At 58.3% G+C, this 26,945-nt stretch carries 22 protein-coding genes, 1 tRNA gene and 1 pseudogene; 3 read left to right on the top strand and 21 right to left on the bottom strand.

All coding sequences use genetic code 11. The features are described from left to right. Nucleotides 1-21: 21 nt before the first annotated feature. The 3 genes from MHM84_RS15305 to speB form a co-directional block, all read right to left on the bottom strand. On the bottom strand, nucleotides 22-1,632 hold the full coding sequence (locus MHM84_RS15305) for a 5-guanidino-2-oxopentanoate decarboxylase (protein WP_239267224.1): 1,611 nt from the start codon (nucleotides 1,630-1,632) through the stop codon (nucleotides 22-24). A gap of 7 nt (nucleotides 1,633-1,639) precedes the next feature. After that, the gene (locus MHM84_RS15300; RefSeq protein ID WP_239267223.1) at nucleotides 1,640-3,025 is read right to left on the bottom strand and encodes a YjiH family protein; all 1,386 of its coding nucleotides are present in this window, start codon (nucleotides 3,023-3,025) and stop codon (nucleotides 1,640-1,642) included. Between the two features lie 78 nt (nucleotides 3,026-3,103). Beyond that, entirely contained in the window at nucleotides 3,104-4,066 is a 963-nt protein-coding gene (speB, locus tag MHM84_RS15295; protein ID WP_239267222.1) for an agmatinase, read from the bottom strand. Nucleotides 4,067-4,256: 190 nt separating this feature from the next. On the opposite strand from speB, the gene MHM84_RS15290 reads away from it, so the two are divergent. After that, nucleotides 4,257-5,657 (top strand): sigma 54-interacting transcriptional regulator, encoded by a 1,401-nt coding sequence (locus MHM84_RS15290; RefSeq protein ID WP_239267221.1) that lies wholly within the window; start codon nucleotides 4,257-4,259, stop codon nucleotides 5,655-5,657. A 65-nt stretch (nucleotides 5,658-5,722) separates the two neighbouring features. Here the strand turns inward: MHM84_RS15290 and secF are convergent, their stop codons facing one another. The 5 genes from secF to queA all read right to left on the bottom strand — a co-directional run bounded on the left by secF (nucleotide 5,723) and on the right by queA (nucleotide 11,177). Then, a complete protein-coding gene (gene secF, locus MHM84_RS15285) occupies nucleotides 5,723-6,631 on the bottom strand; it encodes a protein translocase subunit SecF (RefSeq protein WP_239267220.1) in 909 nt (302 codons plus the stop codon). Nucleotides 6,632-6,643: 12 nt separating this feature from the next. Beyond that, nucleotides 6,644-8,494, bottom strand: a complete 1,851-nt coding sequence (gene secD, locus MHM84_RS15280; protein ID WP_239267219.1) for a protein translocase subunit SecD — start codon at nucleotides 8,492-8,494, stop codon at nucleotides 6,644-6,646. A 66-nt stretch (nucleotides 8,495-8,560) separates the two neighbouring features. After that, nucleotides 8,561-8,890: a preprotein translocase subunit YajC gene (yajC, locus tag MHM84_RS15275; RefSeq protein WP_239267218.1), complete on the bottom strand. Its 330-nt coding sequence runs from the start codon at nucleotides 8,888-8,890 to the stop codon at nucleotides 8,561-8,563. An 89-nt stretch (nucleotides 8,891-8,979) separates the two neighbouring features. Further along, complete coding sequence (tgt, locus tag MHM84_RS15270; RefSeq protein ID WP_239267217.1) at nucleotides 8,980-10,098, bottom strand: tRNA guanosine(34) transglycosylase Tgt; 1,119 nt, start codon at nucleotides 10,096-10,098, stop codon at nucleotides 8,980-8,982. A gap of 32 nt (nucleotides 10,099-10,130) precedes the next feature. Continuing rightward, nucleotides 10,131-11,177: a tRNA preQ1(34) S-adenosylmethionine ribosyltransferase-isomerase QueA gene (gene queA, locus MHM84_RS15265; protein WP_239267216.1), complete on the bottom strand. Its 1,047-nt coding sequence runs from the start codon at nucleotides 11,175-11,177 to the stop codon at nucleotides 10,131-10,133. 151 nt (nucleotides 11,178-11,328) lie between these two features. Between queA and MHM84_RS15260 the strand changes: the two genes are divergently transcribed. Both MHM84_RS15260 and MHM84_RS15255 read left to right on the top strand, forming a co-directional pair. Beyond that, nucleotides 11,329-11,415: transfer RNA gene (locus MHM84_RS15260), tRNA-Leu, on the top strand. A gap of 199 nt (nucleotides 11,416-11,614) precedes the next feature. Next, nucleotides 11,615-11,704 (top strand): annotated as a pseudogene (locus tag MHM84_RS15255) (GntR family transcriptional regulator); the annotation flags it as partial. 229 nt (nucleotides 11,705-11,933) lie between these two features. Here MHM84_RS15255 and MHM84_RS15250 read toward each other — a convergent pair. From MHM84_RS15250 to MHM84_RS15185, 13 genes are all read right to left on the bottom strand, one after another. Further along, on the bottom strand, nucleotides 11,934-13,694 hold the full coding sequence (locus tag MHM84_RS15250; RefSeq protein WP_239267215.1) for a methyl-accepting chemotaxis protein: 1,761 nt from the start codon (nucleotides 13,692-13,694) through the stop codon (nucleotides 11,934-11,936). Between the two features lie 478 nt (nucleotides 13,695-14,172). Continuing rightward, entirely contained in the window at nucleotides 14,173-14,520 is a 348-nt protein-coding gene (locus MHM84_RS15240; protein WP_239267214.1) for a RidA family protein, read from the bottom strand. A gap of 95 nt (nucleotides 14,521-14,615) precedes the next feature. Continuing rightward, nucleotides 14,616-15,725: an FAD-dependent oxidoreductase gene (locus MHM84_RS15235; RefSeq protein WP_239267213.1), complete on the bottom strand. Its 1,110-nt coding sequence runs from the start codon at nucleotides 15,723-15,725 to the stop codon at nucleotides 14,616-14,618. Next, entirely contained in the window at nucleotides 15,722-17,113 is a 1,392-nt protein-coding gene (locus tag MHM84_RS15230; protein WP_239267212.1) for an NAD(P)/FAD-dependent oxidoreductase, read from the bottom strand. The genes MHM84_RS15235 and MHM84_RS15230 overlap by 4 nt, the downstream gene beginning before the upstream one ends. Beyond that, nucleotides 17,100-17,414, bottom strand: a complete 315-nt coding sequence (locus MHM84_RS15225; protein ID WP_239267211.1) for a (2Fe-2S)-binding protein — start codon at nucleotides 17,412-17,414, stop codon at nucleotides 17,100-17,102. The genes MHM84_RS15230 and MHM84_RS15225 overlap by 14 nt, the downstream gene beginning before the upstream one ends. Next, a complete protein-coding gene (locus tag MHM84_RS15220) occupies nucleotides 17,389-18,507 on the bottom strand; it encodes an FAD-binding oxidoreductase (RefSeq protein ID WP_239267210.1) in 1,119 nt (372 codons plus the stop codon). Before MHM84_RS15220 ends, MHM84_RS15225 begins: the two co-directional genes overlap by 26 nt. A 9-nt stretch (nucleotides 18,508-18,516) precedes the next feature. Next, nucleotides 18,517-19,311 (bottom strand): ABC transporter permease, encoded by a 795-nt coding sequence (locus tag MHM84_RS15215; RefSeq protein ID WP_239267209.1) that lies wholly within the window; start codon nucleotides 19,309-19,311, stop codon nucleotides 18,517-18,519. 11 nt (nucleotides 19,312-19,322) lie between these two features. Further along, nucleotides 19,323-20,225: an ABC transporter permease gene (locus MHM84_RS15210; protein WP_239267208.1), complete on the bottom strand. Its 903-nt coding sequence runs from the start codon at nucleotides 20,223-20,225 to the stop codon at nucleotides 19,323-19,325. Then, nucleotides 20,218-21,279, bottom strand: coding sequence for an ABC transporter ATP-binding protein (locus MHM84_RS15205; RefSeq protein ID WP_239267207.1), 1,062 nt, complete (start codon nucleotides 21,277-21,279; stop codon nucleotides 20,218-20,220). Before MHM84_RS15205 ends, MHM84_RS15210 begins: the two co-directional genes overlap by 8 nt. An 80-nt stretch (nucleotides 21,280-21,359) precedes the next feature. After that, a complete protein-coding gene (locus MHM84_RS15200) occupies nucleotides 21,360-22,394 on the bottom strand; it encodes an ABC transporter substrate-binding protein (protein WP_239267206.1) in 1,035 nt (344 codons plus the stop codon). 148 nt (nucleotides 22,395-22,542) lie between these two features. Further along, complete coding sequence (locus tag MHM84_RS15195; protein ID WP_239267205.1) at nucleotides 22,543-23,448, bottom strand: LysR substrate-binding domain-containing protein; 906 nt, start codon at nucleotides 23,446-23,448, stop codon at nucleotides 22,543-22,545. A 942-nt stretch (nucleotides 23,449-24,390) separates the two neighbouring features. After that, nucleotides 24,391-25,617 carry an amidohydrolase family protein gene (locus tag MHM84_RS15190; protein WP_239267204.1) on the bottom strand — a complete coding sequence of 409 codons (1,227 nt, stop codon included), beginning with the start codon at nucleotides 25,615-25,617 and terminating at the stop codon, nucleotides 24,391-24,393. A gap of 20 nt (nucleotides 25,618-25,637) precedes the next feature. Continuing rightward, nucleotides 25,638-26,945 (bottom strand): TRAP transporter large permease subunit, encoded by a 1,308-nt coding sequence (locus tag MHM84_RS15185; RefSeq protein ID WP_239267203.1) that lies wholly within the window; start codon nucleotides 26,943-26,945, stop codon nucleotides 25,638-25,640.

The following is a 26,945-nucleotide window of genomic DNA, read 5'->3' as shown; positions in this document are numbered from 1 at the left end:
CCCTTGTGATTGTAAAAGGAGTCAGGGCGTTGCGCTGAGCGAGGCTTGCCAGGCCGACGCATCGATCTCGATCAGGCAGGGCGCCGAGGCCGGCCGCGAGGCCAGCGCCCGTGCCAGGTCGGCGGGCGTTGCAACACGCTGTGCGGCACAGCCGAAGCCGGCGGCAAGCTGCTGAAAATCCGGGGCCTGGATATCCACACCCAGGCGGGCCACACCGTGAGCATCCATGTAGCGGCGGATCTCCTCGTAACCGGCGTTGTGCCAGAGCGCGATCACCACCGGCAGGCGTTCCTCCACGGCGGTGGCGAGTTCGCTGAGGGTGAACATCACCCCACCGTCGCCGACCAAGGCGACCACAGGCAGGTCGGGCCGAGCGAGTTGCGCCCCGAGGGCCGCCGGCAAGCCATAACCGAGCGTGCCGTAGCCGGTCGAGGCATTGAAATAGCGCCGTGGCTCGGGCTGCGAGGCCAGGTGATTGCCGGCATATACCGGGGCGGTGGAGTCGCCGACGAGGATGGCGTCGGGCAAGTGGTCGGCCAACGTGGCATAGAGCGGCACGAACGGCAGGAAACCCGGGTCGCTCTCCAGTGCCAACGCTTCCCGGACGGCTCGGCTGCGTTGGGCGCCGTCGCGGGATAGCGCGTCGGGGAAGCGCTCGAGCAGCATGGCCAGGGCTCGCCCCGCGTCGCCAACCAGGCCCAGTGCGGTCATCTGGTTGCGCGCCAGTTGCTCGGGATCGATATCGATACGGATCAGCCGGCCCTCGAGGACGAAGCCGTCATCGAACACCACGTCATAGTCGGTCTCGCCGAGTTCGGTGCCCACCGCGAGGATCACATCCGCCTCGCGTGCCAGTTGCCGCACGGCAGGCAGCGAGGTGTTCGAGCCGATGTCCAGCGGATGGTTGCGCCCCAACAACCCTTTGGCGTTGATGGTGGTGGCGCACGGTGCATCCAGCCGCTCGACTAGGACACGGGCCGCATCGGGGGCGTCGACACAGCCGCCACCGAGCAGGACCAGGGGCCGCTCGGCGTCGTGCAGCCACTCGGCGGCCTTGGCGATTCCCTCTGGGTCGGGCGTGGAACGATACAGATGGGGAGCCTGCCAGGACGCAGGCGGTGTCGCCGGAGCATCGAAAAGATCGATGGGAATCTCTATGTGCACCGGGCCCGGTCGCGCCGAGGAGAACACCGCAAAGGCCCGGGCCAGCACTTCCGGCAGGGCATCCGGATCGAGCAGGGTGTGACTGAAGCGCGACACGCCGGCCAGGGTCTGCTGCTGACTGGGCAGCTCGTGCAGCCGGCCCTGGCCACGTCCCAGGGTGTCACGCCGGTTGACGCTGGAGATCACCAGCATCGGTACCGAGTCGGCCAGCGCCTGACCCATGGCGGTAGCGATATTGGTCATGCCCGGTCCGGTAATGATCAGGCACACGCCTGGCTTGCCGCTGGCGCGAGCGTAGCCGTCGGCCATGAAGCCGGCGCCCTGTTCGTGGCGCGGAGTGACATGACGGATGGCCTGACCTTCCAGGCCGCGATAGAGCGCCACGGTATGCACGCCGGGAATCCCGAACACGGTGTCGACGTGGTAGCGCTCGTGCAGCAGACGGATCAGCAGTTCGGCACAGGTCATGGCAGCCTCAGAACACGAAGACATGGGCGATGAAAGCAATGATCGGTAGCGTGATCGCCGTGCGCAGCAGAAAGATCACCACCAGTTCCCAGAGCTTGAGCGGGATCTTGGATTTCAGCAGCAGTGCGCCGATCTCCGACATGTAGATCAACTGGGTCAACGATAGGCAGGCGATCACGAAACGCGTCAGTTCGCTCTCGATGTTGGTGGCCAGTACGGCGGGCAGGAACATGTCGGCAAACCCCACCAGCGTGGCCGGGGCGGCGGCGGACGCCTCGGGGATGCGCAGCCATTCGAGGACCGGCACCATCGGATACGACAACCAGGTGAACAGCGGTGTGAACTCGGCGAGGATCAGCGCCACGGTACCGATGGCGATGACCAGGGGCAGCAGGCCGAGAAAGATGTCGGCAACGTTGAGGGCGGCATGGCGCGCAAGCTGCCGCGGCCCTGGGGCCTGTTCGGCTCGGGCGACGGCCTGGCCGAGACTGAAGCGCAGGATGCCTTGGTTGCCGGTGAACTCTTCCTCGAGCCGGCAACCCACCGGTTCGTAGTAGGTATCCGGCTTGCGCGACAGCGGCGGCAGGCGCGGCACGATCACCGCAGCGATCAGTCCGGCTACCACCACGGTGAGATAGAACGGAATGAACAGATGGTTGATGCCGATGAAACTAGTCACCAGTAGGGCGAAGGCGATCGATACGATGGAAAAGTTGGTGGCGATGACCGAAGCCTCGCGGCGATTGTAGTAACCCTGTTCGTATTGCTGGGTAGTGATCAGCACGCCCACCGTGCCCGATCCCATCCACGATGCCGTGGCGTCGATGGCGCTGCGTCCGGGCAGGCCGAAGATCAGGCGAAACGGCTTGCGCACCAGGCTGCCGATGAACTCCATGAAGCCGAAATCGACCAGGAAGGGCAGCAGCAGAGCGGCAAAGAAGAAGAACGTCAGCAATACCGGAGCGAGGTCGTTGAGCATGACGCCACCGGTGAAATCGGCGATGACGAATTGCGGCCCGACCTGGAAATAGGTCATCAGAGCAAACAATGCGCCCAGGATACGCATGCCGAACCATAGTGGGGCGACGTCGAATAGCTCCTTCATGGCGCGCTGTCGCCCCCAGCGGGGATTGCCGAACTTCACCCAGGCAGTGAGCAGCACGGACAGACACAGCACAACGACCGCGATGGCAGGCAGGGCATCACCAAGCAGTGCCTTGAGCCCATCCGCCAGCAGGCCCATGCCGATATTGATGGTATCGCCTATCGAAAACGGCACCAGAAACATGCCGACGCCGATCAGCGAGGGAATCAGGAACTTGATCAGGCCTTGGCGGCTGAGTTTTCCGCCATTGGCTGCGCGAGGGGGCGTCGCGTCGAGAGGAGAAGACATAAAAACACCATTGTTCTTGTCGAAGCGTAAATGGCCAAAGCGCCGGTCTCTCTTCGACCGGCGCCAACGTCCGGGGCGTTAACTTCTGCGTTGAACTCCCGGCAGGATGCACAGCATTTCGTAGAGCAGGTTGGCGCCGACCACGGCGGTATTGCCGCTGGGGTCGTAGGGCGGGGCCACCTCGACCAGATCGCCGCCGACGATGTCCAGTCCCCAGGCGCCACGAATGATTTCCAGCCCCTGCGGCACGGTTAGCCCGGCAACTTCCGCCGTGCCGGTGCCCGGCGCATAAGCCGGATCGAGCGAATCGATATCGAAACTGATATAGACCGGCCCCTCGCCGAGTTGGGCGCGGACCTCGTCCATCAGCGGCGTCAGCGACTTGTGCCAGCATTCTTCGGCGGGTACCACGCGGAATCCCTGTTCGCGGCTCCAGTCGAAGTCGTCTGCGGCGTATCCCGTGCCGCGCAAACCGATCTGTACCACACGATCGCCATCGAGCAGGCCTTCCTCGACGGCACGGCGGAACGGCGTACCGTGGGCGATGGCTTCACCGAACATATGCTCGTTGATGTCGGCATGAGCATCGACATGGATCAGCCCGACCTTGCCGTACTTGCGCTTCATGGCGCGCAGTATCGGCAGGGCGATGGTGTGATCGCCACCCAGCGTCAGCGGGCGGGTGCCGTGAGAAAGCACCTCGTTGTAGAAGGCTTCGATGATGTCGACGCTTTTCTGCAGATTGAAGGTATTGATCGGTACGTCGCCGATATCCGCCACCTGGATGCTGTCGAAGGGAGCGGCACGTGTCGCCATGTTGTAAGGGCGCAGCATGCGCGATTCATCGCGGATCTGACGCGGGCCGAGGCGAGCGCCGGGACGGTTGGAGGTACCGATGTCCAGCGGCACGCCGATGAAGGCGGCATCCAGGCCTTGAGCGGTCTGCTGGGTGGGCAGTCGCATCATGGTGGCCGGCCCGCCGAAGCGCGGCATCTCGTTGCCGCCAAGCGGTTGGTTGAAGCGGGAGGGGGTGTCGGTCATGGGGGCTCCGGAAGCGGTTGTTATATATCCTGCCTGACTGATTCCAAGCAGGAAGTGTGCCAACTGCTAATGCCCTGATATGTGGGATGTTCCCTGGGCGTTTGATTCAAAGGTGAATCGTTTTAGGCGCATGGATGATGCGCTGACGAATCGTGATACGATTTTGCATCGCCTGATTGCCGGAATGCCCATGGACATCGATGCCGCTATCCTCCGAACTGTCGTCGACACGGCGCACGACCATCTGTTCATTGCCGCCGCCGATGGCCGCATCCTGCATGTCAGTCCGGGGTGTGCGGCTGTCTACGGCTTGAGCCGCGAAGAACTCAGGGCCAGTACCGTCCATGATCTCGTGGCCCAGGGCGTTCTTCGCCCCTCAGTCACCGAAGAGGTGTTGCGTACCCGGCGCCCGGCGCAGTTGATGCAGCAGACGGGAACCGGGCGGCGTGTGATCGCCGAGGCCTACCCGGTGTTCGTCGACGGGGAGTTGGTGCGCGTGGTGTCGCGCTCGATGGACCTGACCGATGTACAACTGCTGCAGGATGAGTACACGCTGCTCCAGCAGCGCTTCAGCGAGCATCTCAAACGTGGCGCTGAAGCCTCACTGGGGGACGAGCTGTCCCTGGACTCGCTACAGGTGCGTAGCGACGTGATGCGCGAGATTGCGCTGCTGCTCAAGCGCGTTGCGCCGAGCGATGCCACGGTGCTGATGCTCGGTGAGTCGGGGGTCGGCAAGACGGCCTTTGCCCGCCAGTTGCACCGCTGGAGCCGGCGCGGCAAGGGGCCGTTCATCGACGTCAATTGCGCAGCGATACCCGAGTCGTTGTTCGAGTCCGAGATGTTCGGCTATCAGCCTGGGGCATTCAGCGGTGCCGCCCGTCAGGGCAAGGCGGGAGTGCTGGAGATGGCCGACGGCGGCACGCTGTTTCTTGACGAGGTCGCCGAGCTGCCGCTGGTCATGCAGACCAAGCTGCTCAAGGTCATCCAGGACGGCTACCTGACCCGCCTGGGCGACACCCAGCCTCGGCGGGTCGACTTCCGGCTGGTCGTGGCCACCAACCAGAACCTGGCGCACCGCGTCGAAAGCGGCGAATTTCGCCTCGACCTTTACTATCGTCTCAATGTCATTCCCGTCACCCTGCCCCCGTTGCGCGAGCGACGCGAGGACATTCCCGCCCTCGTCGAACTGCAACTCGACCGGCTCAATCAGCGCTACGATCAGACCAAGGTGCTGCATCCGTCGTTGTGGGCCGAGTTGATGGGTCGCGATTGGCCGGGCAACGTACGCGAACTCGAGAACTGGCTGGAGCGTGCCTGGCTGGCGGCACCGGGCGGAGTCATCGGCGCACCGGGGGAGGAGGGGCATGCGGCATTGCCGACGCCTCGCGTGAACGTGGATGGCGATGGCGCCGTGCTGAGCGAAGGACAGACCCTGCGACAGGCCATGGACGATTACGAGGCGCGGATCCTGGCCTCGCTGTGCATGACGGCGCGCAGCACCTACGAGATGGCCGTGCGGCTGGGAATCAGCCAGCCCAGCGTCGTGCGCAAGTTGCGCAAGCACGGCTTGCGCTGTGAAGGGCGCAGTTAACCCCCAACGAAAGCACCCCGCCGAGGCGGGGTGCGAGGGTGCGAGAGGGCAGCGCGGTTGCCGTATCAGGGCAGCTCTTCCTCTTCGACATTTTCCTTCTTCGCCGGGATCAGGTCCTCGCGCTGCAGCTTGAGCACGATCAGCAGCGCCGAGGCCACATACACCGAGGAGAACGTCCCGACACCCACCCCGACGATCAGGGCCAGAGCGAAGTTGTGAATCATGTCGCCACCCAGCAGCAGCAGGGCGAGTAGTACCAGCAGCGTGGTGCCCGACGTCGCCAGGGTGCGTGACAGCGTCTGGTTGATGGCGTCGTTGAAGATCGCCGCCATGTCGTCGGTGCGTGACTTGCGAATGTTCTCGCGAATCCGGTCGTAGACGATGATGGTGTCGTTCAGCGAGTAACCGATGACCGCCAGGATCGCCGCCAGGACCGTCAGGTCGAAGTCGATTTGAAACAGCGAGAACACGCCGAGCACGATGATCACGTCGTGGACCAGGGCCAGCAGCGCGCCGAAGGCGAACTTGTACTGAAAGCGAAAGGCCACGTAGAGCATCACCACGCCGAGCGCGACCAGCATGCCCAGGCCGCTCTGGTCGCGCAACTGGCCACCGACTTGGGCGCCGACGAATTCGGCACGCACCAGGTCGACGCTCTCGCCGGTCTGGCTCAACACCTGGGTGACCTGCTGCCCGACGTTGGGGTCGAAGGCCTGCTGTAGGCGCACCAGCACCTCATTGGCGCTGCCAAAGGTCTGCACCGAGACGTCCTGGAAGCCTGCGCTTTCCAGGGCCTGACGCACGGCATCCAGGGCCGGCGCAGCGGCATAGCGGACTTCCACCAGCGTTCCCCCGGTAAAATCCAGACCCAGATTCAACTGCTGGAAGAGCAGTGTGATGATGGAAACGAGCAGCAGCACGCCGGAGCCGATGAAGGCCAGGCGGCGTTTGCCCATGAAATCGAACTGTCGCATCGCGTTGCCCCTTCAGATCCAGAGTTTCTTCACCGGCTTGCCGCCGACAGTCAGGTTGACGATGGCACGCGACACCATGATGGCCGTGAACATCGACGTCAGGATGCCCAGCGACAGCGTCACGGCGAAGCCTTTCACCGGCCCGGTGCCGATCGAGAACAGGATTACCGCAACCAGCAGGGTCGTGATGTTACCGTCGACGATCGAGGTGAATGCGCGTTCGTAGCCGGCATGGATGGCCTGTTGGATCGGCATCTTGGCGCGTATCTCCTCGCGGATGCGTTCGAAGATCAGCACGTTGGCATCCACCGCCATGCCCAACGTCAGTACGATACCGGCAATGCCCGGCAGCGTCAGCGTGGCGCCCAGCATCGACAGGGCGGCAATCAACAGGATCAGGTTGGTCGCCAGCGCCAGGTTGGCCACGACGCCGAATGCCTTGTAGCGCACCAGCATGAACAGCACGACCAGTAGCATGCCGATCTCCACCGACAGGATGCCCTGCTCGATGTTGGCCTTGCCCAGGCTCGGGCCGATGGTGCGTTCGGCGACGAAGTAGATCGGCGCCGCCAGCGAGCCGGAACGCAGCAGCAGAGCCAGTTCCTCGGCCTCGGTGGGCGAGTCCAGCCCGGTGATACGGAAGCTGTTGCCCAGTGCGCTCTGGATGGTCGCCAGGCTGATGATGCCGCGCTCGGTGTAGGGCACGCGCTGCTCGACCATCTCGCCATCTTCCATGACCATCCGCGTGCGCGTCTGGTTGTCGATGTAGATCACCGCCATGCCACGCCCGATGTTGCTGCGCGTGGCGCGGTTCATCAGCGTGCCGCCAGTGCCGTCGAGGTTGATGTTGACCTGCGGGCGGCCGTTCTCGTCGAAGCTGCGGCTGGCGCTGGAGACGCTGTCGCCGGTGATGATGACGTCGCGCATCACCTCGGCGGTGCGGTCCTCATTGTTGCGGAACGCAATGGTCTCGGTCTCGTTTTCCGGGGTGTCGGGGCGCGCGGCGAGACGGAATTCCAGATTGGCGGTGGCGCCTACCACACGCTTGGCCGCGGCAGTGTCCTGCACGCCGGGCAACTCGACGACGATACGGTTGGGCCCCTGGCGCTGGACCAGCGGCTCGGCCACGCCGAGTTCGTTGACGCGATTGCGCAGCGTGGTCAGGTTCTGGTTGATCGCGTAATCCTGGATCTCGTTGACCTGCTGCTCGGTCAGGGTCATCGCCAGCACGGCGCCGCGACCGCCGTCACGGTTCTCGTACTGGAAATTCGGGAATTCGCGGCTGATGATCTCGCGAGCCTGGCTGCGATCTTCCTCGTTGGCCAGGGTAATCGTCAGGGTGCGGCCCTCGACCGTAGTGTCGCGGTAGCGGATGCGCTCGTCGCGCAGGCTCTCGCGGATCGCACTGGCGTTGACCTCGAGGCGCTGGGTGAGGGCGGCTTCCATGTCGACTTCGAGGGCGAAATGTACGCCGCCGCGCAGGTCGAGCCCCAGGTTCATCGGCGAGGCGCCCAGACTCTCCAGCCAGGCCGGGGTCGACTCGGCGAGGTTGAGTGCCACGGTATAATCTTCGCCCAGCACCTGATTGACGATATCGCGGGCGGCGAGCTGCTGGTCGGCGTTCTGCAGGCGAATCAGCGTGCCGCTGGGTTCCTGCTCGATACGCTTGATATCGATGCCGGCCTCGTCGAGTTCGCTGCGCAGGCGTTCGAGCTGTCTTTCGTCCAGGGAGACGTCGCTACGTGCACTGCCGATCTGGACTGCCGGGTCCTCGGGGAAAAGGTTGGGGAGTGCGTAGATCAGACCGACGACGAGAACGATAAGTATCAGCAGATACTTCCACAGGGGATAACGGTTGAGCATGGAAGCCCTGTCCTTGTTGCTGATGCAGAAAATACGCTGCCGGCAGGTGGCCGGCAGCGAGGGGGATCAGATGGACTTCAAGGTGCCTTTGGGCAGGACCGCAGCGACGGCGTTCTTTTGCACGTTGACTTCGGTGCCTTCGGCGATTTCCATGGCGATGAACTCATCGCTCACCTTGGTAACGCGCCCGACCAGGCCGCCACCGATGACGATCTCATCGCCCTTGGACAGGCCGTTGATCAGTTGCTTGTGCTGCTTGGCACGCTTGGACTGCGGGCGCCACAGCAGGAAATAGAAGATCAGCACGAAGCCGACCAGCATGATGATCTGGGCCATGCCGCCGCCCGCAGGCGCGCCACCTTCGGCATGCGCCTGGGAAATGAAGAAATCCAGCATGTGTTGTCGTCTCCTGGACAAGTGAAGAAAGTTGCAGAGATTTGGCTGGGCGCCATGCGTCCAGCCGGTAAACGGGTCTTCCTGACCGTTCAGCGGGGCTCGTCGGGTATCGGCAAGCCGCGTTGCGCATAGAACGTTTCCACGAAGTTCGCCAATGTACCCGCTTCGATAGCACCGCGCAAACCGGCCATGACGCGCTGGTAATAGCGCAGATTATGGATGGTGTTGAGCATCGAACCGAGCATCTCGCCGCAACGGTCGAGGTGATGCAGGTAACTGCGCGAGAAATGCTGGCAGGTATAGCAGTCGCAGCCTTCCTCGAGGGGGCGTGTGTCGTGGCGGTGCTTGGCGTTGCGGATCTTGACCGTGCCCTCGGCAGTGAACAGGTGGCCGTTTCTGGCGTTGCGGGTCGGCATCACGCAGTCGAACATGTCGACGCCACGACGCACGCCTTCGACCAAATCTTCGGGCTTGCCGACACCCATCAGGTAGCGCGGTTTTTCATCCGGCATCCAGGTCGGCAGGTAATCGAGCACCTTGATCATCTCTTCCTTGGGCTCGCCAACCGACAGGCCGCCGATGGCCAGGCCGTCGAAGCCGATCTCCTGCAGGCCTTCCAGCGAACGCTTGCGCAGTTCGGGATACATGCCGCCCTGGATGATGCCGAACAGGGCCGAGGGGGAGTCGCCGTGAGCGATACGCGAGCGCTTGGCCCAGCGCAGCGACAGTTCCATCGACTTGCGCGCCTCGTCCTCGCTGGCCGGGTAGGGCGTGCATTCGTCGAAGATCATCACGATATCGGAGCCCAGCGAGCGCTGCACGGCCATCGATTCCTCGGGGCCCATGAATACCTTGGCGCCATCGACCGGCGAGCGGAAATGCACCCCCTCTTCGGTGATCTTGCGCATCGCGCCCAGCGAAAAGACCTGGAAGCCACCGGAGTCGGTGAGAATCGGCTTGTCCCACTGGGCGAAGTCGTGCAGGTCGCCGTGGGCTTCGATCACTTCCGTGCCGGGACGCAGCCACAGATGAAAGGTGTTGCCGAGAATGATCTCGGCACCAATATCCTTGACGCTCTGTGGCGTCATGCCCTTGACGGTGCCGTAGGTGCCCACCGGCATGAATGCAGGGGTTTCCACCGTGCCGCGGGGGAAGGTCAGCCGGCCTCGACGGGCGCGCCCGTCACTGGCCAGGCGCTCGAACTTCATGAAGCATTCGTTACGCATCGGGGTCTCGAAAATCAGGAAAGCGTGGGCGTGCGTGTCAGGAACATGGCATCGCCGTAACTGAAGAAGCGGTAGCGCTCGTCAACGGCTTCGCGATAGGCGCGCATCAGCGTGTCGTAGCCGGCAAACGACGACACCAACATCATCAACGTCGATTCCGGCAGGTGGAAGTTGGTAATCAGGGCATCGACGCAGCGCCATTCGTAGCCGGGATAGATGAAGATATCGGTCTCGCCGCGAAACGGGGCGATCTCGCCGTCGCCACTCTTCAGACAGGCGCTTTCCAGGCAGCGTACGCTGGTGGTGCCCACTGCGACGACCCGGTTGCCGCGTGCCCGGGCGGTACGCACCTGCTCGCTGACGGTCTCGTCGACTTCGATCCACTCGCTGTGCATGTGATGCTCGCGGATATCGTCGACGCGCACCGGCTGGAAAGTGCCGGCACCGACATGCAGTGTGACGAAGGCCGTTTCGATACCGCGCTCGCGCATGGCATCCATCAGCGGCTCATCGAAGTGCAGGCCGGCGGTGGGAGCGGCCACGGCGCCGTCGCGGCGGGCATAGACGGTCTGGTAGCGGTTGCGGTCGGCCAATTCGTCTTCGCGGGTGATATATGGCGGCAAAGGCATGTGACCATGGCGCTCGAGCAGTTCGATCAGTGGCGTCTCGCCGAGAAAGCGCAGCTCGAAAAGAGCATCCCGCCGGCCTTCGACAACGGCGCGGACATCGCCTTCGAAAATCAGCTCGGTGCCCGGCTTGGGCGACTTGCTGGCGCGAATATGGGCCAAGCCGCGATGCGCGTCCAGGGGCCGCTCGAGCAGCATTTCGATTCGTCCGCCGCTGGCCTTTTGGCCATGTAACCGTGCGGGGATGACCCGTGTATCGTTGAACACCACCAGATCACCGGGCGCAAGCAGGTCCAGCAGGTCGGGAAAACGGCGATGCGCGAGCTCGCCACTTGCGCCGTCCACACACAGCAGGCGACAGTCGCTGCGCTGTTCGCTGGGATAGCGGGCAATCAGCTCGTCGGGAAGGTCGTAGTGAAAATCGGCACGCTGCATGGATGAAGAAAGGCCAGAGCTTATGAATGTTGCATCGACGGTCCGCTCACTGCTGGACCGTTTGGACAGGGCGCCTATGATAGCCGAGCAGGACGATGAAGTCAGTCCGCCATTGACGTTACGATCCAGCTCCGTATAATGCGACTCCGCTGCCGGTGTGGCGGAATTGGTAGACGCAGCGGATTCAAAATCCGCCGCTAGCGATAGCGTGTCGGTTCGAGTCCGACCACCGGCACCACTTCCAAATCAGTTGCTTAGCTTCGTTTTCCTCCCTCTAGTTTCAGCCTCGTTTAGTGCTTGGTCGCAATTTGGTCGCAGAAGGCCGCATTCAGGTTGGGCAACCGAGTCCCGATGTCATCCAGGCCAGCATCGAACATATGCGCGTAGCGACTCGTCACGATCAGGCTCGAGTGGCCCAGTAGATCCTCTTTACTGCTGAATTCCGTCGAACGTTGGTTGCCGCTTACGGTTCGACCTGGTTGCTTAGGTTCATTGCCCGGCTGTATGACCAGTTCGACCGCTATCGAAGCGCGCTTGCGCCAAACGCCCCGATGAACGCCTCGAGGAGAAGCCCTTCCTGCTGAGAGTGCATATCTATCATATCGCTCACAATCGGAACCCGAGACAATCACACCCTCGGTTTAAGCCAAGCATTTTTGCTCGAGCCGTATCGATTGCCTTGAAACTATGAAAAACCCGGTCATGGGATGCCAGACCGGGTGTGTTTATTAAGCTATCATTAGCCGCTTTCCGGCTTCAAAACTCTTCCCATTCCTCAGCTTGGCTCTGGCGCGCGAGGGCTGCCTTAGAAACCGGCAGGTTGGGCATGGCGGCTGGCGCGGTCCGAGACTGTAATGCTGGAACCGGGCCACCTTTCATGTCGGCTACCTCGTCACCCAATACGAACGAGTTGATTAAGCGGCTGAGTCGCTGCGCATGCTCCCGCATCTCGTTGGCCGCAGAAGAGGATTGCTGAACCATGGCTGCATTCTGCTGGGTCATGGTGTCCATTTCTGCCACGGCCGTATTGATCTGACCGATGCCGCTGCTTTGTTCCTTGGCCCCCGCGCTGATCTCGGCGATGACATCGGTAACCCGGGCCACACTCGCAACGATGTCATGCATGGTTTGACCCGCCGACCTGACGAGTTCGGCCCCGGAACGTGTATGGGACGAGGAGGCGTCGATCAGCTCACGGATCTCGCGGGAAGCTTCGCTAGAGCGGCTGGCCAGGGTACGGACCTCCTGAGCAACGACGGCAAAGCCTCGGCCGTGCTCGCCGGCACGCGCCGCTTCGACAGAGGCGTTCAACGCCAGAATGTTGGTCTGGAAAGCGATTGAGTCGATCATGGTGATGATATCGCTGATTTTCGCCGCCGAGGCGTTGATGTCATCCATCGTCTTCTCGACTTGTGTCATGGCCGTTTCGCCCTGGCGGGCCACGTCGGCCGTCGACTGCACTAGCTGATTGGCTTGCTGGGCAGACTCGGCGCTGTGGTTGACCGTCGAGGTGATTTCCTCCATAGACGCCGATGTTTCCTGTAGATTGGCCGCAGCTTGATCGGTACGTGACGCCAGTTCTTCACTGCTCTGGGCAATTTCGCCGGCAGCCCGGTTCACGCTTCGTGTGCTGGTGCGGACTTCACGCAGGGTGTTTTGCATGCGCTCGACGAAGGCGTTGAACTGATTGGCCAGCTCGCCGACCTCGTCCTTGCTGTCGGCATGCAAACGGCGAGTCAGGTCACCCTTACCCCTGGCAATGTCCTTCATAGCCTCGGCAATGCGGCGAATCGGGAGGATGGCACGGCGCACAAGGAAGGCGGCCACGATGGCAACACCGGCAAACATGACGATACCGATCAGTACCGATGACCAGATTGACTGACCAAGTTCCTTGGCGGCCAAGGCTTCGGCATCGGCCATGGCGGCGTCGATATCGGTGACATAAACCCCGGCTCCCATGACCCAGCCCCATTTCTCGATGCCGGCTGCGTACGAGAATTTGGGTTCTACTTGGCCCGTGCCTGGGTGCGGCCAGCCGTACTGGTAAAAACCGCTTCCGTTTTGGGCAATCTGGATCATGTCACGGACCAGGTATTTTCCGTTGGGATCCTGTTTGTCGAGCATGGCGGTGCCTTCCATTTGTGGCTGGTGGGGCAGGACCAGGTTGGTGCCGTCATAGTCATAGACGAAGACGTAGTTGTCACCTTCGAACCGCAGGTTACGCAGCACGTCACGAGCACGTTGTTGGGCAACGGCATCATCGGGGCCGGCTTGCGCCACGATCGGGCTGATCGCTGACATGGCTGTCTCGATCACGTTGCGCACTGAGCCTTTGCGCGCTTCGATCAACATGGCCCGCTGCTCGGCCAGATTGGTCCGGTTGTCTTCCATGCGCTCAAAGAGTGACAAGCTAACGAGGGAGCCGGTCACCAGCAGCAGTGGCACTAATGTCAGCAGCAGAATTTTGGTTTGCAGGTTGAAGGATATTCGTCTTTTGGTGGCCGTCTTCGTCACAGGGGGGAGCTCCAGATTATTATCGTCGGGAGCTAGATATCGGCGGGCCGAGTGGGAGCTATAGCCTCATTGGGCGAGAAAGTTGTCAGACCAGTGCCTAGGCAGCCCAAGCGCTGTAGATAGCGAGCATCTTGCGCTAGCTTAAAAGCTTTAACAAAGTGTAGCGCCTTTTGCGGAATATGATGATTGTATAGCCATAAGCAGCGTTTTATCACCTGTTTTATTTCGTTTCTCGACTCGTATCGCCGAATTGAAAGCACATCGCTAAATGCTGTCATTGAAACGTTCCATCCTTTTCGTCTGAGTCACTCCCGGCTTGATCAGTCGGTGTTCAATGCATGCGACTAAGGCACCCCTGCTCAAGAGGATGGTTGCCACTGGGTTCTACGTAGGTGTCTGAATTAATTCAACCATTACAGCTTTCATGACTATTTATGAAACGAGAATAGGAGGGGAGATATTTATCTCCCCCTTGTATTTATGACTTAACTGCAGTCACTACTAATTCCAGCAAGACATTCTCCCCTAAGTCAGCTACACCGAGCGTGGCTCTAGATGGTAAATTCTCTGGCGCAAACCACCCGGTCCAGACATCATTCATACCTTTCTTTAGACCAAGGTCGGAAACATAAGCGGTTGCCGATACGATATTTTTTTTGTCAGTACCGGATTCGGCTAGGTAAGTTTCCAGTTTATCCAGCACTTGTTTCGTCTGGCCGGCCATGTCTAATGTTAAGTCATCGGCAATGATACCTCCGAAAAATACGAATCCGTTAGCTTCGACGGCACGATGCATAATGGGAGTACGGATATAGCGTTGGATCATGGAGTATCTCCAAATTGCCCGAGAGGGCGTTAGTTGTCCTGTCCGATCTACCGATAATAGGTAGGAGGATACAGGGCTAGCATTCAACTAGGTATTCAGGCGTCTTGAAAACGCGTAATAGAAAATGGTGTGATAGGTAGACTTGGCTCGGCTTGATTCACCAAGTCGGCAACTATTTCTCCTGTGATGGCGCCTAGTTGATATCCATGCGCAGAAAAGCCAAAGACGTGAATAACATTATCGTGTGTATGGCTCCTGCTAAGCACGGGGATCTGATCAGGCATGACTGCCTCCACACCGGCCCAAGTGCGAACGATGCGAGCCTGAGCCATGAAGGGGAACAGACTCACAACGGTATTGGCATTTTCAGCCAAGCCATCCAGGCGCGTTTCGGCAAGGTCTCGCTGAAAATCGACAGCGCCACGCACCCCACCGCCGATAAGCACAGTACCGTTCTCGAATTGCTTGAAAGATAACGGGCGTGACGTGGCACCTACTACGGGCTGCAGGAAAGGGGAAAGACGCTCAGTAATCATCAGCATCGGCGCCTCGGCAGTAAGAGGTACTGGTTCGCCGAGCCGCTCACATAGCGTTCCGGCCCAAGCTCCGGCACAGTTGACAACAATATCTGCTTGAAAGCGCTGTCCACTGGCGGTCACTTCCCAGCCGCCTTTATGACTGTCCAGATTCGTGACCTCGATGCCTTCATGAAAGATAGCCCCATGCTGCTGGGCACGACGGCGCCAGGCGGTGACGGTGCGGTACGGATTGGCATACCCATCACCATCACAAGCCAGCCCACCAGGACAGTGCGAGGCAACACTAGGAATTCGGCGTCGCAGTTCTTCCCTATCTATTAGATATTCATGATCGAATCCTAGCGAGCGGATTTGTGTCTCGCGATCAGCCAGAAGCTGCATGTCAGCATCGTTCTCGGCAACTTTGATTTGTCCAACGGGACGAAAGCCGCAGTCGTCACCGACAAGGTCTGTCATGCGTTGCCAGCGTTGCCAAGCTGCCGTGGCTAAAGGGATTTCTGCAGGATGCCTGCCTAGGCGACGAACACCCCCTGCGTTGACACCGGACGCGTGGCGGCCTGCATAGGCTTTATCGATTACAGTGACCTGATGCCCTTGGGAACTTAAATGGACAGCAGCACTGCAGCCGTGGAAACCGGCCCCTACGATCACGACGCGTGTCGTCACTGATTATCCTCCGCGGCACGAGCGAGTTGGCCTAAGGTAATAGGCTTGAAAGGCGGACGCAGGCGATAGTAGCCTGTTGCCTCAACGCTTTGTTGGTTTGCATCAGCTAGCAATTCACTTACCGTCAGGCCGCACATGCGTCCCTGACAGGGACCCATGCCACAGCGGGAAAATGATTTGGTCTGGTTAGGGCCTCGACAGCCCATACGGGCAATGCGCCGTATTTCTCCTGCGGTGACTTCCTCACAGCGGCAAACTAAAGTGTCATCAGAGGGAAGCCGCCATTGCAGAGCGGGCTGATACATGACATCAAGGAAGGGACGAATAGAGGTTTCACGTGCCAATTTCTGGCGAAGCTGGGCTGCCTGCCGATTGCCTTCGTCAGACTTCACCTTTCCCAACGCTATAGCTGCGCCTAACCCGGCAAGCTGTCCCTGAATCGCCGCGGCTTGTGCACCCACAATCCCACCGCCATCACCTGCAACGGCTATCCCTTCCACATCGGTCATCAACCACTCGTCAAGGCGTGGATGCCAGGCAAGCTGTTGTTCGTTCCAGTCATGCTCACAATGCAGAGCGCGCGTGATCTGGGTATTTGGCACGACTCCTTGATGGAGCAGTAGAGTCGACGTTTCGAGGGACTCCCAGGTATCTTGCCCGTCAGTCTGCCAGCGAATACGCTCCAGCTGGTTGTCACCTTCGGCACGCAAGGCGCTGACGTACTTGATATGACGTACTCCGGCACGACGCAATTCTTGTAACAGCCCAAGTCCTTTGGTCAGGGTTGGTATATTCCGCACTGCCGCCGGGAGATAGGGTAGGGCTTTGCGGTAACGGCCCCGTGGCGTCGTATCAAGAAGCGCAGCGATAGGGACACCGGCGCGCAGGTACTGAGCGGCCAGTAAAAATAGCAGTGGGCCGCTACCTGCCATGACTGCTGGGGCATTCGGTACCACGCCAGAAGATTTAAGTAAGATTTGCGCACTGCCCGCGGTCATGACGCCGGGCAGCGTCCAGCCAGGGATAGGGAAAGGGCGCTCCATGGCCCCGGTCGCAAGAATGACCCGACGGGCCCGGATCATCGAGGCAGCTTCATGATGTAACAACCCAATGTCGCGCTGTCGCGTCAATTGCCAAACACTAGTATTGGGCTGGTAGTCTATATTTTGGTGATGAAGCCCTTTCGCTAAGGTTTCGCCCGACCAATAATCTTGCCCAAGCACGCGCCGATCATTGACTGGCGTGGTTTCGATAGCCCGATAAACCTGGCCACCCGGGGCGGGTTGCTCATCAATTACGATAGGCGAGAGGCCATGCTGAGCCGCTGTCATGGCTGCAGCCATTCCTGCCGGGCCACTACCGAGAATTACCAGGTCATGCGTGATCATGGACTAGCCTCCGCGCACCTTGTTGGGACCGGACCTGCATTCCCTCTCGAACCAGCATTTGGCAGGCCTGAACGTTGGGCACACCATCGACTTCCATCAGGCATTCGAAGCACACCCCCATCATGCAATAGGGTGCACGAGGAGATTCGCTCACCGGTGTCGTTCGGCAGTTGCGCATTCCTGCGGCAAGCAGAGCGGCAGCCACTGTTTCGCCTTCACGTGCGGTCACGGTCAGATCGTCAAAAGTTATCGTCACGTCTCGATTGCAGGTGGTATCAGACAGGGGTAGCCGTTTGAACATGGAACCTCTCCGCGGTGAAAGGGGAAATTTCGGCCGGTGGCGTATCGCCAGCGATCCAGGGCGCTAGGCGCTTGACATGAGCGGCCGCCAAGGTGACGCCGCTATGGCAGCAAGCAACGAATGCGCCTGGGTAAGTTTCAGAAGCCTCATACAAGGGATAGCCATCCGGCGTCATCACCCTTAACGCTCCCCAGGCACGGACTACGCGAGTATTGGCCAGGGCAGGAAGGGCTCTGACAGCACGCTGGGCAATGTGTGATAGCACGTGTGTTTCCGTACCATCATCGAAGCCAACATCCTCATGGGAGTCTCCCATAAGGATCGAACCTTCCCCGGTTTGTCTGAGGTAAGTAGTAGGAAGATTCAATAGGGGCTTCATGCGCTCAGTGACGAGAATCTCGCCTCGGTTGGGCGCGAGCGGCGCCGACAAACCGACTTGTGGTGCTAGGTCTCGGTTGCCTAGGCCGGCGGCAAGCACCACCCGAGCTGCATGCACCTGCTGCCTTTCGCAATCAACAATAAAACTTCCTGCCTCGGGGCGAATACGACGTACAGGTCCGCAGGACTTGTAGGTCCCGCCATGGTGTTGAATGCCAGCATGCAGGGCGCGCAGCAAATACAATGGATTGGCGTGCCCGTCCAGGCGTGACCAGGAAGCCCCCACCACGCTCTCTCCGATCTCGGGAATCAATTGGCGAAGCTGGTCGTGATCCAGCATGTCAAAATCGAAACGTCCCTGTGTGGCACGGGAGAGGGACTCAAGAGCAGATTGACGGCTGGACAACTCATCAGCGCTGTAACACAAATGAACCCCACCCGGTGCCTGATGCTGAGTCCTTATTCCGGTTAGGTCGTACAATTCGTCGGTCAGGCCCGCCCAGAGCGATGCGGAACTCATGCTCCACTCGGAATACAAGGGAATTTCTTGCCCCTTACCTTGGACCCAGACCAAGCCAAAGTTACCGCGTGAGGCTCGGTAGGCGACATCGCCTTCATCCAGCACGCAGACTTGATGGCCGGCTCGGGCCAAGCCATAGGCAATGGCACTACCTACCAACCCGCCACCGATGACGGCAAAATCATAACTCGTCATGAGTTCTCCTTAACCCTTACCGATCAGGACTTTATCCAGGCCGTACAGGCGATCGAGCACCACCATGAAAAGAGCAGTAATCACAATCAGTACCGTGGATACCGAAGCGATGAGGGGGTCGATGGTGTGGGCGATATGGTTATACATCTGCACAGGCAATGTCGTAGTGCTCGGAGAGGCTACGAAGATCGTCATCGAGAGTTCATCGAAGCTGGTCGTAAAAGCGAGTACCCAGCCGCCCGCCACTCCCGGCAGGATCATAGGGAGAGTGACACGTCGGAACACGGTCCATTGAGAGGAACCCAACGATAGGGCAGCCTGTTCGGCACTGCGGTCCATACCAAAGACGGATGCCATGACCAGACGCATGGTATACGGCATGATGATAATGACATGAGCGGCGACCAATGCCGGGAAGCTTCCGTAAATACCGATACGCGAAAAGAAGCTGAGAAAGGCTACCCCCAACACCACATGAGGAATCATCAGGGGCGAAAGAAACAAACTGACCAACCCATCACGACCACGGAATTGGTAGCGCACAATGGCCAAAGCTGCCGGGATGGCGAGTACGGCGGAAATGGTCGCAGCAGCAATGCCTAGATACATACTATTCCAGAATGCTCGAATGAACGCGGGATTATCGAGTATGGCTTTGAACCAGCGCAGGGATAAACCTGAGGTGGGGTAAGAGAGATAGCCATTCGGTGTGAAGGCGACAAGGACAACCACCACCAGCGGAGCCAACAGAAATACGACGAACAGGCTATGAAACAGCAGTGCGAATTTACCGTTACGTTGCATGATGTTTCCTCCTAGCCCAAGGTACGACGGAAGCGGCGTTCCATCATGCGGTTATAAGTCATGACCAGGGCAACGTTGGCGACTAGCAGGATGAAGGCAATCGCTGCCCCCAAGGGCCAGTTCATGGTATTGAGATACTCGTCGTAGGCTGCTGTTGCAGCGACCTTGAGGCGGCGACCTCCGATGATGGCGGGAGTTGCAAAGGCACTGGCGGACAGGGCAAACACGATCAAGCTGCCTGAAAGAATGCCGGGTAAAATCTGCGGAATCACAATGCGACGGAATACAATGCTATGGCTGGCGCCCAGGGAAAGGCTGGCATTCTCCACGGCTGGGTCCAGTTTTTGCAGCGCGGCCCATACGGAAATGACCATGAATGGCACCAATACGTGCACCAAGGCCATGATCACGCCCGTATGGGTATACATCAGATTCCCGGCGCTGGCTTCAGCCAGCCCTAGAGCTTCCAGAGTCTTGCCCAGTAAACCATTGCCACCGATGAGCAACACCCACCCCAGTGTACGGACGACCACAGATATAAGCAGTGGCGCCAGGGTGACGACTAGGAAAAGGGAGCGCCAAGGGCTGCGCATTCTGGAAAGGATGTAGGCTTCAGGAACCCCAATCAATATACATAAAATGACGACGGCTACACTGATACCATAAGTTCGCAGAAATATTTCGTGAAAGTAGCTATCTGTCAGTACTTCCAGATAATTGTTCAGTGTAAAAGTGGAAATGATGCCTTCTGAATAGTCAAAGCTATTGAAGCTTAAGACTAGCGTCATCAGAAGAGGCATACCCAATAGCGTCAAGAAAAATATGGCGCCGGGACCGCTCAATAGCCAAGGGGCTAATCGCTTGGATACGGGTGGATTCGGCGTCTCTGAAAGCGTCGAGGTGAGTTCAGCCATAAGCCTGCTCCTTTAGTATGCGGACAGCGTCTGGCTGCCAACGCACGCCAACATCATCACCAACACCAATGGCCATGAAGCCATGATTGGGAAGTGTGACTAGCAGGTCGCCGGCATTGCTTTCTATCTGATAGAGCCAGTGGTTACCGAGAAACAGTCTAGTGCGGACACGACCGATAAGCTGGCCATGATGGATATCGGTCAGCTCGAGCCTTTCGGGACGAATGGAGAGTTTGATGTCATCCGATTCGAGACCAGCAGTGACGGGGAAATCAAAGATACATTCCCCCAGCCGCAGACATGGCTGCCCATTGCGATTAACAACTTGGGCCGATAATAGGTTGGTTTTGCCAACGAAAGAGGAAACGAACGTATCGTTGGGTTGCTCATAGGCATTGAATGGCTCATCTACCTGTACAACACACCCTTGGTTCATGACCACAACTCGGTCACTCAGGGATAATGCCTCGGACTGATCGTGTGTCACCATTAATGTTGTGGTGCCGACTTGTTGCTGAATATTGCGCAACTCGATTTGCATGTTTTCGCGCAGCTTGGCATCAAGGTTGGACAACGGTTCGTCCAATAGAAGTAGGGGAGGACGAATGACCAGGGCCCGTGCCAGGGCAACACGTTGCCGCTGGCCGCCTGAGAGCTCGCGCGGGTAACGGTCTCCAAGGTGATCCAAACCTACAAGTTCAAGAGTTTCAGAGACTCGTCGATGGCTCTCATCGACAGGTACACGGCGCATTTCTAGGCCGAATCGGGCATTTTCCGCGACTGTCATATGTGGAAACAGCGCATAGCTCTGAAAGACGATGCCAATCCCACGCTGATTGGCTTTTTGGTTTGTAATGTTTACGCCGTCCATCAGGATACGGCCTTGGGTTGGCTCCACGAACCCGGCGATCATCTGCAATGTCGTCGTCTTACCACAACCTGAGGGTCCTAGCAGAGAAACGAATTCCCCCTTGGCGATATCCAAAGTGATATTCTTTGCTGCGGTTGTAGCGCCGTACTGCTTAGTCAACGATTCCAATCGAAGAAAGCTCATGGCAAGGCTCTCCTGCCCTCTCTGCCAATAGACAGAGAGGGTATGCATTAGTGGATGGATAGTTGATAGCCAGAGCGCACTTAGCGTTCGATGCGACGATTCCAGCGGTTAGTCCATTCGAGACGCTTAGGGTTAATAGCATCCCAATCTACGGTTACCAACTGGTCCACTTTGTCGCCATAGGGAAGCGATGCGGCCAAATCATCGGGAAGCTCAGTATGGCGCTGGGCAGGGCCCCAGCCCTGTACATCGGCAAGGACCTGCTGAGATTCAGGAGAGAGCAGATGAGTTATAAATTCTCGCGCCAGCTCTGGGTCATCGCTGCCCTCCGTAGCACAGGCGGCGACCATTAGAGCGACTGCCCCCTCCTCAGGGTAGGCAAAGGCTCCTGGGAAGCCAGTACTGGCTAGCGAGCGAAGCCGACCGCTTCCCCAAACAGACAAAGCGATCTCTTCATTCTGAAAAAGCTCTGACATTTTGCCTGCCGAAGGCTCAAACGTCAGAATATTGGGCGCCACTTCATTTTTGATGTATTCAAAGCCTGGATCAATATTGTTTTCTCCCCCGCCATTGAGACGAGCCGCCATGACAAGGGTATGAAGGCCATAGGTATTGCTGATAGAAGGAACGACAAGTTTTCCTTCAAACTTTTTATCTGCTAAATCCTGCCAGGAGGAAGGCGGCGCCCAGCCATTGCGTTTGAACATTTCGGCATTGTAAGCAAACCCCGTAGCTACCAAGCCAATACCAACAGCATTGTCATTTGAAAAGCGGGCTACATCGTAGACATCGTCAAGCGACTTCATGCCGGATAGCGGTGAGCAAAAACCGAGATTGATGGCCTGGTACATGGGCCCATCATCCATTAAGACCACGTCAAGTTCCTGGTTGCCTGCCTGCGCCTGGAGCTTGGCTAAGGTATCGGTTGAGTTGCCCGGTACATAAATAACTTCGGCATCGTGATTTTCGAGGAAAGCTGGAATGATCTTCTCTTTCATGGCTTTTTCAGTGGAACCGCCATAGGCACCGATATAGAGAGGATCGGCAATGGCTTGGCCCATGCCAAAAGACATCACGCCAGCCACGGTCAGGGTGGGGTACAACAGTCGTTTCATCAGTTTTCACCTGTTTATTTTTGTGGAGCATTTACGAGCTGGAGATAACAGCTCGAGATGAAGCTATGCGCATACGACATACAATGAAGCTAGCATTCGGGCGGGTATGAGTACTAATGCCATTTTGTAGCACATCTATGTGTAAATGTTATGGCTTTGAAGGGCCAAGCAGTGACTCCAGCCGGCACTGTACCTCTCCAAGAAACTCTTCCACTAGACGAGATACTGGCCGGAAAGCTGGCAGTACAGCACTGTATTGAAAGGGAATTTCTGGGTAAAAAGGGCGCGACACTAGCCCGCGCTGGTCGTAAAAACATGCTGTGGCTGGATCAATGAGAGAAACGCCGGCACCCGCGATGACTAGCTCGCATGCAACGCTGGAAAGCTGGGTCTCGACGCGCATGTGCCGTTTTACTTGAGCGTCCTGAAATGCCTTGTCGATTATGGGCCGTACGTCCTGTAACTGGCCTAGCGAGACAAACGGCTCCCCCTCCAAGTCATGAATATGCACTTCGGGCTTGACAGCTAGCGGATGTAAGGGCGGCATGACTAAGCGTAGAGGTCGGTTCAGTAGCGGAACGAGGCTGACCGCAGGATCATTGATGCTCATGCCAATCAAGCCGGCATCACATTGTTGAGTCGCAACCCATTCAAGCACACGTTGCGAGCTATGGGCCTGTAGGGAGATGGTGATGCCTGGGTGACGCGTTGAAAAATCATTAATTAGCTGTGGCAACAAACTCAGTGCCAAGGCAGGCATGCAACTTAAAAACAATCGTCCCGTACGAAACTCACGGATCTCACGTGCCGTATCCGTAATTTTATCCAAGCCAACGAAAGCACGCTCCACATCTTCGTAAAGGGCTAAAGCTTCTGGAGTGGGGATGAGCCTGCCTTTATGACGCTTAAATAACGAGAACCCTACGTAATGTTCAAGATCCGCTATGAGCCGAGAAACAGCAGGCTGGGATACAAAGAGCGTCTGTGCTGCACGGGTAATGGTTTTTTGCACCATGACGGCGCGGAATGCTTCGATTTGGCGCAAATTGATCATAGTGAAACTCAATGTTATTGAATAATTGTACTTGTGGAACAGTAAACTACATTTTCTCGAAAAAATGATGTTAATTGTAACGACGTGATCAAGGCAAGCTTCTGGCCGCGCGTAGTCCTGTCATACTGCCAAGCTTGATGACAAGACGCCCACCGAGTCTCGCCCTTGCGGTGAGATAGCAGCAAGTTTCGTGACCAGGAAAAAGACTTTTAAAGATTCCTCTCCCCACTGCACCTCGCAAGATACGTAAGCATGCCTTCTCTGGCCACAAGTCGGCACTATCTTTCGGTTACATGAGTGATATTAAGCGTAAGTTCCTACGCTAAAACGGCCCCGCTTCATGCAGAGCCGTTTAGCTTAATTTTATAATTTAAATAATTTATTAGGATGTTTCCAGCTCCTGTTGCATAGGGGAGATTTCTTCCTCATTTCTCGATGGCTGTGTCCGCCAAATAGCACCTCCCTCCCGTTTTAGCCTCGCTTAATGCTTGGTCGCAGAAGGCCGTATTCAGTGTTGGCAACTGAACGCTTATGTCGTCTAGTCCAGCATCGAACATATGCACACAGCGGCTCGTCACGATCAGGCTCGAATGGTCCAGTAGATCCCCCTACCGTCGTCATGTTCTCTCCGACTTGAGCCAGCAGGCTCGCATAGCTGTGCCGCAAGTCATGAAGGCGCAGGTCGGGCCGGTCTATATCGCGCCTCGGCATTCTCCCCGGCACGTCGTAGCTTGGCGTGGGTCGTATCGAACGGCAGCGCTTCGAGCCAAGGTCGTGCATCATTAGGCACCGGCAAGACTCAGGCTTTATCCGATTTTGTCTGGTCTGATCGCAGCCGAAATAAATTTTCAACTTTATTCGAATCTAGCCAGGCTAGCTTAAGCCTCTTAGCTATGTTCTCACCTATACAGCTGAGATAACCAACCTGGCAAATGAAATTATTTATAATTCTGTTTTGTAAAATGACCCGAATTTCATGATCGCGAGCAGATAACGCTCAGGCTGCGTCATCACCGTGATGTCTTCCAGAGGGTTCTCACCCAGGACAAGCAGGTCCGCCCTTGCCCCGGGAATTATTTCGCCGAAGTCTCCCGTATAACCATACGCATCGGCTGCATTACAAGTCGCGGCGCGCAGAAGATCGTCAGCCGGTACCACGTCCTTACGCAGGTTAAACTCATTGAGTTGATGGCGCTGCATACTACCAAGCAGATCAGAGCCATACAGCATCTTGACTCCATGACGATAGGCCATTTCCAAGGCCTTACCGCCTGCATCCAGGACGTCATAAACTTTCTGCTGGAGATGGGGAGCCATACCGGCTTCGACGCCTTCCTTGGCCAAGGCATCGTAAGTGGCAAGTGTCGGGGTCAGGTAGGCATCGTACTCGAGGAACAGTCGGCAGCTTTCCTCGTCCATCAGGTTGCCGTGCTCGATCGTTTTCACGCCGCGTGGGATAAGCCGGTTGATGGCACGAGCCGTGTACGCATGGGCCATGGTGTGAATGTTGGCTGCCGTCGCCTCCTCGACAATGGCGTCGATCTCTTCCAGCGAGAACTGGGTGCTGTCGATGCGGTCGGTAGGCGAGGAGACGCCACCCGACGCCATGATCTTGATCTGCGTTGCCCCCTTGCGGATTTCATCGCGGGCCGCACGGCGTACTTCACTAACGCCATCGCATACGCGCCCCAGGCCGGCGCAGCAAAAGCAGCCTTCAAAGGTCTGCTGACCAGGGCCACGCATATCGGCATGTCCGCCAGTCTGGGACAGGGCATTGCCACAATAAAGAATGCGCGGGCCAATCAAGCTATCTTCCTCGATGGCCTTGGCCAGGCCGTAATCCGCACCGCCCGCATCACGTACCGTGGTAAATCCCCTCATCAGCATGCTTTCAAGGAGTTCGTTCGACTTGGCGCCTACGTAGAACGGCGACAGGGTTTCGAGCAGGGCGAAATTCGGCGTGATGGCCGTGACGTGGACATGCGAATCGACAAGGCCGGGCATCAGGTAGCGCCCCTTCAAATCCACGACCTGCTCATCCTGGCCATCCAACGGCTCAGCGCTGACGTCGATGATGCGCCCATCCTTTATGCGCACCTCGTGATCGGCGAGTACCTGACCCTTGCGCGTATCGATAACATTGGCGTTTGTGAAGCGTATCGTTGTCATTGGAGTTCCTTGACGGTCGTTCAGAACATTTGCTGGGGAAGGTACAAAGACAGCGCCGGTATCAGCACAATCAGCAGCAGGGCGACAAGATCCATCGCAATGAACCAGCCTACCCCTCTAAACACTTCGGGAAGGGTAACGCTGCTGCCCAGCGCGCCCTTGATGACATAGACATTAAGTCCGATCGGTGGCGTCACCAGCCCCACTTCAAGCAGCTTGATGACGATAATGCCGAACCACACCAGGTTGAGGTCGGCGCCCTGAACCAGCGGCAGAATCAATGGCAGTGTCAGCAGCAAGAGGCCGATGGAGTCGATGAACATGCCCAGGACCAGATAGATCAGGGTAACGGCGAGAATGATCCACCAGGTCTCGGTACTTACACTCAGGATGAGTTCGGAGAAAGCGGTTGGCACACCGCTCAGCGCCAGAAAGCGCGTGAAGAAAAGCGAGCCGATGAGGATGATGAAAATGCTGGCCGTGCTGACAGCGGTACTGATCAGCGCTTCCTTGATCGCAGCAAGGGTCAGGGTGCGTCTTGCCAGGGCGATCAAAGCCGCAATCGACGTGCCGACGGCGCCGGCCTCCGTGGGAGAAAAAATTCCCAGGAAGATGCCGCCCAGCACGGCCCCGATCAGCATCGGTAGGGGCCAGATATCCTTGAAGGCGTCCCACTTTTCCTGCCAGCTGGACTGGACGGTGGCGTTACCTGCCAAGCTCGGGTTGAGCTTGGCCCTGACCATGATCATCCCGATGTAGAGCAGGGCGGACACCACCCCAGGCAAGAAGCCGGCCATGAAGAGTTGACCGACGGAGACCTGAGCATATACGCCATAGAGCACCAAGAGGACGCTGGGGGGAATCAGTGAGCCCAGTGTGCCCGAGGCAGCTACCGTCCCGGTCGCGAGTCCCTTGTCATAATTGTGCTTGAGCATTTCGGGCACGGCGATGCGCGACATGGCTGCGGAGGTCGCCACACTGGAGCCCGAGGCCGCCGCAAAGAAGGCCGAGGCCATGACACTGGAAACGGCCAGGCCGCCTGGCAGCCGGGCCAAGTAGAGCCGCATGGCCTGGAACAGGCCTTGTGTCATGTTGGTCGTGGTGCACAGATACCCCATGAACAAAAACATGGGGGCCGCCGTCAGCTCCCAGGTGCCGGCGAAATCGAAGGGGGTCGCGGAGATCATGCCCCAGGAAATCGACATGCTGGTCATCTGGCTGATGCCAATGATCGAGACCAGGCCAAGCGTTATGCCGATGGGGACCCGCAGGGCGATCAGGGCCAAGGCAATGACAATGCCTGCCATGCCAATTTCGAGATTGCTCAT

Source organism: Halomonas sp. McH1-25 (assembly GCF_022348165.1).
Lineage (GTDB): Bacteria > Pseudomonadota > Gammaproteobacteria > Pseudomonadales > Halomonadaceae > Modicisalibacter.
The sequence above is the reverse complement of the archived record's forward strand: the minus strand, read 5'-3'. Positions and strand labels throughout refer to the sequence as shown.

What these genes read in the sequence shown, in the direction of transcription:
- MHM84_RS15305 (WP_239267224.1), bottom strand. Translation starts at nt 1,632, where the DNA reads ATGACCTGTGCCGAACTGCTGATCCGTCTGCTGCACGAGCGCTACCAC.
- MHM84_RS15300 (WP_239267223.1), bottom strand. Translation starts at nt 3,025, where the DNA reads ATGTCTTCTCCTCTCGACGCGACGCCCCCTCGCGCAGCCAATGGCGGA.
- speB (WP_239267222.1), bottom strand. Translation starts at nt 4,066, where the DNA reads ATGACCGACACCCCCTCCCGCTTCAACCAACCGCTTGGCGGCAACGAG.
- MHM84_RS15290 (WP_239267221.1), top strand. Translation starts at nt 4,257, where the DNA reads ATGGACATCGATGCCGCTATCCTCCGAACTGTCGTCGACACGGCGCAC.
- secF (WP_239267220.1), bottom strand. Translation starts at nt 6,631, where the DNA reads ATGCGACAGTTCGATTTCATGGGCAAACGCCGCCTGGCCTTCATCGGC.
- secD (WP_239267219.1), bottom strand. Translation starts at nt 8,494, where the DNA reads ATGCTCAACCGTTATCCCCTGTGGAAGTATCTGCTGATACTTATCGTT.
- yajC (WP_239267218.1), bottom strand. Translation starts at nt 8,890, where the DNA reads ATGCTGGATTTCTTCATTTCCCAGGCGCATGCCGAAGGTGGCGCGCCT.
- tgt (WP_239267217.1), bottom strand. Translation starts at nt 10,098, where the DNA reads ATGAAGTTCGAGCGCCTGGCCAGTGACGGGCGCGCCCGTCGAGGCCGG.
- queA (WP_239267216.1), bottom strand. Translation starts at nt 11,177, where the DNA reads ATGCAGCGTGCCGATTTTCACTACGACCTTCCCGACGAGCTGATTGCC.
- MHM84_RS15240 (WP_239267214.1), bottom strand. Translation starts at nt 14,520, where the DNA reads ATGATCCAACGCTATATCCGTACTCCCATTATGCATCGTGCCGTCGAA.
- MHM84_RS15230 (WP_239267212.1), bottom strand. Translation starts at nt 17,113, where the DNA reads ATGATCACGCATGACCTGGTAATTCTCGGTAGTGGCCCGGCAGGAATG.
- MHM84_RS15225 (WP_239267211.1), bottom strand. Translation starts at nt 17,414, where the DNA reads ATGTTCAAACGGCTACCCCTGTCTGATACCACCTGCAATCGAGACGTG.
- MHM84_RS15220 (WP_239267210.1), bottom strand. Translation starts at nt 18,507, where the DNA reads ATGACGAGTTATGATTTTGCCGTCATCGGTGGCGGGTTGGTAGGTAGT.
- MHM84_RS15215 (WP_239267209.1), bottom strand. Translation starts at nt 19,311, where the DNA reads ATGCAACGTAACGGTAAATTCGCACTGCTGTTTCATAGCCTGTTCGTC.
- MHM84_RS15210 (WP_239267208.1), bottom strand. Translation starts at nt 20,225, where the DNA reads ATGGCTGAACTCACCTCGACGCTTTCAGAGACGCCGAATCCACCCGTA.
- MHM84_RS15205 (WP_239267207.1), bottom strand. Translation starts at nt 21,279, where the DNA reads ATGAGCTTTCTTCGATTGGAATCGTTGACTAAGCAGTACGGCGCTACA.
- MHM84_RS15200 (WP_239267206.1), bottom strand. Translation starts at nt 22,394, where the DNA reads ATGAAACGACTGTTGTACCCCACCCTGACCGTGGCTGGCGTGATGTCT.
- MHM84_RS15195 (WP_239267205.1), bottom strand. Translation starts at nt 23,448, where the DNA reads ATGATCAATTTGCGCCAAATCGAAGCATTCCGCGCCGTCATGGTGCAA.
- MHM84_RS15190 (WP_239267204.1), bottom strand. Translation starts at nt 25,617, where the DNA reads ATGACAACGATACGCTTCACAAACGCCAATGTTATCGATACGCGCAAG.
- MHM84_RS15185 (WP_239267203.1), bottom strand. Translation starts at nt 26,945, where the DNA reads ATGAGCAATCTCGAAATTGGCATGGCAGGCATTGTCATTGCCTTGGCC.